A 7,471-nucleotide genomic window follows, 5' to 3' on the forward strand; every position below is an offset into this window, starting at 1 on the left:
AAACCCCTACAACTGACCACTAATAATTTATATTCAAACGTCATGAATTCCGAATCGAAACGTTCTCAAACAGCCAATTCGCCATTTACAATGGACGATTTTGCCAAAGCGCTGGAAAAACACGACTACCAGTTTCAAAAGGGACAGGTGGTACATGGCAAAGTTTTCCAACTTGACCATGATGGGGCCTATGTCGATATTGGTGGCAAGTCGTCAGCCTTTATTCCCCGTGATGAGGCTGCTTTGAGAGCAGTTACCGATTTGTCTGAGGTGCTACCACTGCAAGAGGAACTAGAGTTTTTAATTATCCGGGAACAGGATGCAGAAGGTCAAGTAACCCTTTCTAGAAAACAATTAGAAATTCAGCACATTTGGGAACGGCTGGTAGAAATGCAAGAAAATTCCCAAACTGTACCAGTGCGGGTTACAGGAGTAAATAAAGGTGGTGTCACCGTTGAACTTCAATCTTTGCGGGGATTTATTCCGCGATCGCACTTGATTGAGCGTGATAATTTAGAAGCGCTCAAGGGTCAAACTCTAACTGCTGGTTTCTTGGAAGTAGACCGCAATAACAAAAAGCTGATACTTTCCCAGCGTTTGGCGACTCGTTCTAGCAACTTTAGCTTGTTAGAACTAGGTCAATTAGTGGAAGGTAAAGTAACTGGCATTAAATCTTTTGGCGTATTTATAGATTTAGATGGTGTCAGCGCCTTACTGCATATCAAACAAGTCAGCCAAAAATTTATTGAGTCTCTAGATAAAGTATTTCAAGTCGGTCAGCCGATTAAAGCTGTGATTATTGACTTAGATGAAGGTAAAGGCCGCGTTGCACTTTCCACCAGAGTTTTAGAAAATTTCCCCGGTGAAGTTTTAGAGAATATGGATGAAGTGATGGCTTCTGCGGAAGCGCGTGCTAATCGTGCTAGTCAAAAATCTGCGGAATAGCAGCTTTCATTAAGCACACTATTTATTTCCACTCATCAGACGCTTTTCTTACAACCCCTTGGGCAAGAAGAAAGCGTCTTTGTATTAACGCACTATAAATAGGAATAGCATACAAATAGCACAATACTAACTACCCATTTTTAACCAACCAAAAACTTGTTCGACAGTTAGTACTAGCTCAATTTCTGATAAGACGGGTAAAGAATCTTTTCCCTGGAGCAGCAATGGCTGTTGCTCTGGTAAAAATACTAAGATACTGAAGTCATCAGGGTCAAGAAACCATCCTAAGCGGCTACCATACTTTAGACAGTGCAAAATATTGCCAATTACTTTATTGGGTTTTTGTTCTGGCGATAGAATTTCAATTGTCCAATCTGGGGGGAGTTCAAAGTTATCAGGAACTTCTCCATCAACGATGAATGGTATGCGCGTCCACTGAAATACAGCCACATCGGGTACGATCGAGCGTGAGCCAAAACTACAGCGTAATTCAGGAAACGCATAGGCAATTCTGCGATCCTCTGCAACTTGATTGACCGCAGCACAGATTTTACCTTGCAAGCGGCTGTGTCTCCCTTTGGGCATGGGCTTTTGAACTATCTCACCGTTGATATATTCGCTAGCAGGCTTGGTTTCTGGGAGCTTAAGAAATTCTTCCAGGGTGAGGGGTTGGGCAGTTGTGGCGCTCATAGCTCCAAAAATCCTGCATGACAAGATGTATTTTTAGTCTAACAAACCGAAGGCTTGCCACTTGATTAAAGAGCGATATTCGACTGCTTTTGAGTAGGCAAATTAAAACTCCCTAATAAATATCAACCAAGTTTAGACAGATAAATTTCTCAAGGAGAATTGATACCGAAAACATTGATTCACCCTAGTAGTTCACTGAATTTTTTACACTTTATGTTCTCTCACAACTTAAAATTTTATATTCACAAACTTTCTTTCGCAGTTCTTCTAACTTTTCTGGATTAAAAGCAAATTGAATTAACTCAACTAATTGTTCCCAACTATGTAATATATCTTCGGAGTGGGCTTGCCAAAATTCATTAGCGAAAAATTCTGTCCACCATTGGGGTGCTTGCTTATTTTGATGAGGTTCATTTTGCTTGCGCCAGCGTCTACGCCATTTCACAAAGTCTGATTTATTAGGTGGTTGTACACCCAGAATTGGCGGAAAATCAGCGTAGCTCACAAATTTACTCAAGCCCTTACCGTGGACATAAACCATGTAATGCCAGCATTCTACTGTATATATCTCTTCAACGCTGATTTGGAATATTAAGCAGATTGCCTCTTCGGTAACAAATCGCGCTAGTGGGTGAACAATTGCTGATTTATGAACTATTTTCGATTCACGGATGACAAGCGCTTTTGGCTTGAGTGATGATAACATAAAGTTAAATTTCTGTTTAAAAGGAATGCCTTCCGTTTAAATGGAATGCTTACCGTTGAAAGAGACAACATCTCCTTTAACGGGATATGTGTAAAAAACCCAAATGCAATCGCCCTTTAGTTTTCCAGGCCAGAGGGCGATTGTTATTATTAGAATATAATAATTAAACGACTCATATAAGTCATTTGTCAAGCAAATTATGGGAATGGTTAGGCTAAAGATTCGAGAATTTGCTGCGGAGAAGGGCTGGACGCTGAAAGAGGTATCTGACCGTTCTGGTGTAGTTTATAGTACTCTCAGAACCTATGCGCGATCGCCTGGGCTAGCAACTGTAGATTTTACCGCAATTCAGAAGTTAGCACGGACTTTTGATGTGATGATTGAGGAATTAGTTGAGGTTGTGCAGGAATAATTGATGTTTGCATTAGGGATGAGAGCGATTGCTTTTATATTAGGGCAATGGTGGAACATCAAAGTCATTAAACGAACAAACATCATAAGATGAAGTAGATAATGCCCTTACCAGCTTCCCGTCAAGAGTTAGCAAAGTAGCACCAGCCTGCTGTGAAAGTGCAACATAAGAAGCATCGTAGGCAGAAATTCCCTAAGTCAAGGCGATAGTAACTGCATCTGCCATTAAGTCAGCTGTAGAAACGACACGCAAAGGAAAGCGTTTGAGAGTTGCTAAATCTACTGGAACATCAGAAACAGCATAAAGTCTGGCGCGGACATACTTCCAGATAATATTGCCACACTCAATATAAAACAGGTCTGGAACAAAGATTGCTGTTTGAGGATTGGTAAGGTGAACAAACAGTTGATTAACTTTCGGTGTTAGTGGATCATCAGGTATAAATTGCTTAATAGCAACACTAGCATCTACAACGCACCTAAGAGAGATAGTCATCTGTCGCGGTCTTCCCGAATTAACGCAGTGCTATCAGGCCATTCCACATCAGTTCGACGACTTTCACGACGAAGACGAATTTCCTCTAAAAGTTTTGGCACATTCTTTCGCCTTTCGTCTTCCGTTTCCTGTGTCTTTGTTTCCAAGGCATTCTGCAATATTGTAATAACTTGAGCATCAACTGAGCTATTTTCAGCTTTAGCTAACTCTTGCAGAAGTTCGTATAACTCATCAGGTATATTTAGTGGATGAAGGGTAGCCATATCTTGACCTCCCAAAAGAATTTATTGGTAATGGTAGCACGATACAAGCAAGGGGAAGAAAAGAGAATAATAGGCAATATTAGCGATAAGATACGCCGCTTCTAAGCTTGCTACTAAACATCCAAACTCAACGATGTTTCTATTAATGAAGATTGTTGTCTTTTTGGCTGTGTATCTTTTTTCCCTGGTAGTAAACCAGCAGCATACATGATTGCAATTATAGATAAAACTACCATTAGCACATATAAAATTATATTACTTGTAGATTCACCAGTTATTGGATATGGGTTTACAGGTGGTGCTATCACTTGAGTGATTGATGAATTAGATGCAGTTGAAAGTGTATCTAAATCTTTTAGGATTTCTTCAACTGATTGATATCTTACTTGGGATTCGTAGCGAACCATTTTAGTCAAAATACTTGCTAACCAATCACTAACGTTTGCTTTATCTCGCCAAATAACCTCTCCTAAATTATCTATTGGCAAAAATTGAGGTTCTAAACCTGTGAGTGCTTCAATTACTGTCATTCCTAATGCATAAATATCGCTGTTGGGTTGAGGAAAGCCTCGCATTTGTTCTACTGGAGCATAACCTTGTGTATAAATTTGAGTTCCTGGTTTTTGTAGCCTAGTATTATTAACAATAAATTCTTTGACGGCACCGAAGTCAATTAGAAATAAATTATCGTGCTTGTCTAGAATTATATTATCGGGTTTAATATCACGATGAATGACATTATTGCTGTGTACAAACACAAGAATATTTATTAGTTTATTTAAAATTTTTATAACTTCAGGCTCTTTTAACTTTTGCCGATATTTTATTTCTTGACTTAAAGTATTTCCCTGAATATATTGTTGGATTAAGTAAAACTCTTGATTTTCTTCTACGTATTGAAAAAATTTAGGAATTTGTGGATGCCCATTTAACTTTTCCAGAATTATTACTTCGCGTTGAAATAGTTCCTTAGCTATAGCAACTTCACTTTGCTTAGTGCTAGAGAAAGTAAAATGCTTAACAGCATACTGGACTCCAGACTGAAACAAGTCGTTGGCTAGATAAGTTTTGCTAAAACCACCCTCCCCAAGCAATGCAACAATCTCGTAACGTCGACTGATAATTTTTGAAATCCCTGTATTCATGTGACACCACCGTGGCAGAGATTGTCCCAAGCAATCCTTGTCAATTTGGATTCAATGCTCTAAGTCAAAACTAGGAACCTAGGCTGAACTTAGAAGATGATTGACTAATTGTATTTAAGGTATTTTATACTACAACCAACATGATATGATAAACTTTACGTACTTAGAATTTTTATTACATATTTTTCGTCTATTAATAAGTTTTTGAAGTTGCTAAATTATGAATCAACTTTCAATCCGTTATGGTGTATTTATAATTTGTTTTGTATTGTTTCTGCTTTATTTAATTACGCCATCATTTATACCTTGGTTTCCTTTTTTAATAGTGCTTGCCTTTGTGGGTTTAACTTTAAAATCTACTATTGACGGTATTCGCCTGAAGAATACTTTACTTAAACAAGTAGATATCATTGAACAACGAATTCAGATTGAACTTGTTCAGAAAGTTAAAGCTATTAGTAAAAATCAATATGAAAAAATTAATAAAATAGCTTTAATAGAAAAAAGATGTAGTGAAAATCAAGAATTAAAAATTTGGGAAAGACATAAGCGCTCTTATCAATTACTTCCCAATTCCCTATTAGCTCTTGGCTTACTGGGAACGTTCTTGGGTATTACAATGAATTTATTTTTGATAAGTAGAAACACTGGTGGTGAACTGCAATTGCAAAAAGCCTTACCAGATATTATCGGCTCAATGGCGATCGCATTCGTTAGTAGTCTGTCTGCTTTAGCTGGAAGTGTTTTCCTGACGAAGTTTCATCCTACTTATGATTTAGACTTAGAGAAGGATAAACTGCTGATTTCGTTAGAAGATTATCTTGATAATGATTTTTTTCTCTCTCAAAATCAGCCAACTGTAGCAGAAAAGATTGATGTTTTAATTAAATCTATAGACAACTATTCCAAAAGCTTAAACAGTTTTATTACAACTCTACCTAAAAATACTCAAGATTTTCAAAATGCTGTCACAGCAGCTTCTAATACATTAAATACATCTGCTAATAATTTTCAGGCTGTAGCAAATCAGTCTTCGCAGTCGATGCAAACAGGCGCTAATGTCTTAAGCAATGCTACTAATAATTTAGCAAGATTAACAACAACTTTCTCAGATATCACATCTTCTCTTCGCGACTCAACCAAATCTTTCGATTATGCAATAGATAAATTAGAAGATTATGCAGATAATCTCCAAGATATTGGTAAGGCTTTAGTGAATAACTCTTCACAAATCCAGAGCTTAATTCAAAATACTCAACAAAACTTAGAGCGTGTGAGCGATCGCCTAGTACAAAATGCTAATACACTATCAGCAACTAGCCAATCATTCAATAATAATGTATCACAGCTAACGACATCTTTAACTCAGCACACAGGACAAGTTGGCAACCACAATAATAGATTGCAGAGTTTAGCTGGGGTAATTGAAAATACTACACAGTCTTCTAATACAAATATATCGCAAGTAGTATCAGTGTTAAATCAAAATGCATCGCTACTGAGCAACCAAATTAATCAATTACAGAATATAGCAGAGAACATTGATCGGAATTCTCAAACAATGAAGCAAATCCAGACTAATTTTTCTGATTTATTAAATGCATTAGTACAATTGCAAAAAACTGGAGGATAGCCTCAATGGAGAAATTGGAAGATGCGTAGAAGAACAAGAACTTTACCAATGAATGATACTTTTAGCATTTGGACTTCTTTTACTGACTTAATGTCTAATGCTTTTATGATTATTACGTTACTTTTATTATTAGTAATAGCTAGAAATTCAAAAAGTAATAGTTCTCAAATATCAACTGGTGCAGATGATAAACAAACAATCATTGAACTACCATCAGAAAAATATAATTTTGATTCAGGTAGTGCAGTTTTACCGTCTAATTTGAAAACAGATATTAGTCAGAACGGTAAAAATGGCATAATTTTAAAAGAGATTGAAAATAATATAAATCAAATTGAAAATAGTAATAAAAAAGTTGATGTTATAGAAGTTATTGGTCATACCGACGGTGAAGAAGTTGGTTTTTTAAAGTGTAGCGATCGCGATGGTGGTAATTTAGATACAAAACTAGAAGAAGTCGCTACTCGTAATAAAGATGTTTCTATTCTTTGTCCAGGTTCTAATGCTGATTTGGGTTTAATGCGAGCCTTAGCAGTAGTTAAAGAACTGCAAAACGTGCAACGGCAAAAAAAAGCTGGACTTTTCAAGCGGCTAAAGTTTAGAGCCTATTCTGCGGCGCAACTACTACTACCAGATGATCAAGGATTTGCGCCCCCAGACAGAAACGATAATCCCAAGCGTCGGCGGATTGAAATTCGCTTCGCCCAACTCGGACAATATAAGACCCCAGGTAATAACCGCTAATATCTTTTTGACTAATTTTTATAAAACCTCTACTCACTTAATACCATCTAAAATAAGAGTTGAACCAATTAAAATCCAATCTTATTCATCCACAGAAGTTGATGTAATTTGCTGTGAACCATGTAGAACAGCAAGTACTTCAATCTGTTCAGGTTTAATATAATAAATAATTCTATATGAGCCTTCAATCACTTCTCGAATCTGCTCAGTTTCAAATTCTGAAACAATTCGACCCGACAAAGGAAAATTTGCAATCTGTTGGGAACGTCTAGTTAGACGGTCAACTACCCTAGCCGCATACTGTGGAGAAGTTTGAGCAATATAAGCATAAATTGCTGAAAGATTTTCTACTGCTGTTTCTGTCCAGTAAACATTCACTCTGGCCTTAGAGGGTGACAAGGCAACTCTAAGCTATGCAGGACAAAAATTTGAGAAGAT

Annotated in this window: 10 protein-coding genes; 4 read left to right on the forward strand and 6 right to left on the reverse strand. The window is 37.1% G+C overall.

Translation table 11 applies throughout. The features are described 5' to 3' along the window. The first annotated feature begins 42 nt into the window (after window positions 1–42). Window positions 43–945, forward strand: coding sequence for a S1 RNA-binding domain-containing protein (locus BV375_RS12325; protein ID WP_086760814.1), 903 nt, complete (start codon window positions 43–45; stop codon window positions 943–945). 126 nt (window positions 946–1,071) lie between these two features. On the opposite strand, the gene BV375_RS12330 is transcribed toward BV375_RS12325, so the two are convergent. Both BV375_RS12330 and BV375_RS12335 read right to left on the reverse strand, forming a co-directional pair. Beyond that, window positions 1,072–1,635 (reverse strand): Uma2 family endonuclease, encoded by a 564-nt coding sequence (locus BV375_RS12330; protein ID WP_086760816.1) that lies wholly within the window; start codon window positions 1,633–1,635, stop codon window positions 1,072–1,074. 211 nt (window positions 1,636–1,846) lie between these two features. Beyond that, window positions 1,847–2,341 (reverse strand): hypothetical protein, encoded by a 495-nt coding sequence (locus BV375_RS12335; protein ID WP_086760818.1) that lies wholly within the window; start codon window positions 2,339–2,341, stop codon window positions 1,847–1,849. A 199-nt stretch (window positions 2,342–2,540) separates the two neighbouring features. On the opposite strand from BV375_RS12335, the gene BV375_RS12340 reads away from it, so the two are divergent. After that, entirely contained in the window at window positions 2,541–2,753 is a 213-nt protein-coding gene (locus BV375_RS12340) for a helix-turn-helix transcriptional regulator (protein ID WP_045872408.1), read from the forward strand. Between the two features lie 192 nt (window positions 2,754–2,945). Here the strand turns inward: BV375_RS12340 and BV375_RS12345 are convergent, their stop codons facing one another. The 3 genes from BV375_RS12345 to BV375_RS12355 all read right to left on the reverse strand — a co-directional run bounded on the left by BV375_RS12345 (window position 2,946) and on the right by BV375_RS12355 (window position 4,656). After that, on the reverse strand, window positions 2,946–3,248 hold the full coding sequence (locus tag BV375_RS12345) for a type II toxin-antitoxin system VapC family toxin (RefSeq protein ID WP_243713922.1): 303 nt from the start codon (window positions 3,246–3,248) through the stop codon (window positions 2,946–2,948). Further along, entirely contained in the window at window positions 3,245–3,511 is a 267-nt protein-coding gene (locus tag BV375_RS12350; protein WP_086760820.1) for a hypothetical protein, read from the reverse strand. The genes BV375_RS12345 and BV375_RS12350 overlap by 4 nt, the downstream gene beginning before the upstream one ends. A gap of 113 nt (window positions 3,512–3,624) precedes the next feature. Next, window positions 3,625–4,656: a serine/threonine-protein kinase gene (locus tag BV375_RS12355; RefSeq protein WP_086760822.1), complete on the reverse strand. Its 1,032-nt coding sequence runs from the start codon at window positions 4,654–4,656 to the stop codon at window positions 3,625–3,627. A 220-nt stretch (window positions 4,657–4,876) separates the two neighbouring features. On the opposite strand from BV375_RS12355, the gene BV375_RS12360 reads away from it, so the two are divergent. Further along, window positions 4,877–6,289 (forward strand): methyl-accepting chemotaxis protein, encoded by a 1,413-nt coding sequence (locus tag BV375_RS12360; protein WP_086760824.1) that lies wholly within the window; start codon window positions 4,877–4,879, stop codon window positions 6,287–6,289. 21 nt (window positions 6,290–6,310) lie between these two features. Continuing rightward, the gene (locus tag BV375_RS12365; RefSeq protein WP_086760826.1) at window positions 6,311–7,033 is read left to right on the forward strand and encodes a hypothetical protein; all 723 of its coding nucleotides are present in this window, start codon (window positions 6,311–6,313) and stop codon (window positions 7,031–7,033) included. 81 nt (window positions 7,034–7,114) lie between these two features. Here the strand turns inward: BV375_RS12365 and BV375_RS12370 are convergent, their stop codons facing one another. Next, entirely contained in the window at window positions 7,115–7,432 is a 318-nt protein-coding gene (locus BV375_RS12370; protein WP_243713923.1) for a type II toxin-antitoxin system RelE/ParE family toxin, read from the reverse strand. Between the last annotated feature and the right edge of the window lie 39 nt (window positions 7,433–7,471).

Origin of the sequence: Nostoc sp. 106C, from assembly GCF_002154725.1 — a bacterium.
Classification (GTDB): domain Bacteria; phylum Cyanobacteriota; class Cyanobacteriia; order Cyanobacteriales; family Nostocaceae; genus Aulosira.

Bases quoted from the DNA above. Each gene is read 5' to 3' on its own strand.
- BV375_RS12340 (WP_045872408.1), top strand. From the start codon at position 2,541: ATGGGAATGGTTAGGCTAAAGATTCGAGAATTTGCTGCGGAGAAGGGC.
- BV375_RS12345 (WP_243713922.1), bottom strand. From the start codon at position 3,248: ATGACTATCTCTCTTAGGTGCGTTGTAGATGCTAGTGTTGCTATTAAG.
- BV375_RS12355 (WP_086760822.1), bottom strand. From the start codon at position 4,656: ATGAATACAGGGATTTCAAAAATTATCAGTCGACGTTACGAGATTGTT.
- BV375_RS12330 (WP_086760816.1), bottom strand. From the start codon at position 1,635: ATGAGCGCCACAACTGCCCAACCCCTCACCCTGGAAGAATTTCTTAAG.
- BV375_RS12350 (WP_086760820.1), bottom strand. From the start codon at position 3,511: ATGGCTACCCTTCATCCACTAAATATACCTGATGAGTTATACGAACTT.
- BV375_RS12360 (WP_086760824.1), top strand. From the start codon at position 4,877: ATGAATCAACTTTCAATCCGTTATGGTGTATTTATAATTTGTTTTGTA.
- BV375_RS12335 (WP_086760818.1), bottom strand. From the start codon at position 2,341: ATGTTATCATCACTCAAGCCAAAAGCGCTTGTCATCCGTGAATCGAAA.
- BV375_RS12365 (WP_086760826.1), top strand. From the start codon at position 6,311: ATGCGTAGAAGAACAAGAACTTTACCAATGAATGATACTTTTAGCATT.
- BV375_RS12325 (WP_086760814.1), top strand. From the start codon at position 43: ATGAATTCCGAATCGAAACGTTCTCAAACAGCCAATTCGCCATTTACA.